The organism is Vibrio sp. 2033 (genome assembly GCF_033339735.1).
In genome coordinates this window covers 1-869 of the sequence record NZ_JAWOVC010000194.1, presented here as the reverse complement: position 1 = coordinate 869, position 869 = coordinate 1, and the positions used below count along the sequence as shown (strand labels likewise).

Sequence of the window (869 nt, the reverse complement as noted above, 5' to 3'; positions counted from 1 at the left end):
GCCAACGTTCCCCCCTTCAAAAAGTGCCGCCCGATAGTCTCCGACAACTACCGGACTAACGTCGATTTTTGCCTAAACCAAAAAGGACGTCTTAATGACAAGTCTATAGGACTCGCTCCCGTGCGTCTATGGAACGGGGGGGGTTCTCCGCGATAAAAAAACCGACTGGCGCAATATTAAACTCAGAAATGAGGCCGTTGCCGTATCTTTTGAAAATCAAGAATCTAAACCAATGATGAAGCGATTTGAGCGCATGATGGATTGTGGTGCTTATCTGAAATTTGCTGTTTCGGCTGCTGGGGAAATGCGCCTCGCTCATGCTAATTTTTGCCGTGATCGGCTGTGTCCAGGTTGCCAGAAAAGACGATCTCTTGTGGTGTTCCATCAGGTGAAAAATATCTGTCAGTCTATTCCCACCGATTTCCCCACGTACACATATCTTTTGCTCACTTTGACTGTGCCGAACGTGACTGCTGAAAGACTTGGGGATGAGATAAAGCACCTTCATCAAAGCTGGCAAAGACTTTCTCAAAGAGCATTTTTCAAGAAGTCTATCAAGGGTTGGTTTCGTGCCTTGGAAGTCACTTACAACGGAACAAGGGACGACTATCACCCTCACTTGCATGTTTTGCTCTGTGTGCCTTCGGGTTACTTTAAGAAAAATTACATCAACCGCGATCAGTGGTTGGAGTATTGGCAGGAAGCAACGAAATACCCTCAAGTTACTCAGGTTGATGTTAGATCGATTAAGCCTAACAAAAAACGCCCTGAGAGTGACGCTATCACCTCCGCAGCTGCTGAGGTTGGTAAGTATGCCACTAAACCATCAAATTACGTTTGTAGGGCTCCTGACGGTCGTTATTTGGCGG

General features: G+C 46.5%; 1 protein-coding gene. It reads left to right on the top strand.

Features of this window, described 5'->3' with window-relative positions; translation table 11 throughout:
• Positions 1-232 precede the first annotated feature (232 nt).
• Positions 233-869 (top strand): protein rep (locus R7P74_RS25535; RefSeq protein WP_318123436.1); only part of this gene is annotated, 637 nt, incomplete at its 3' end.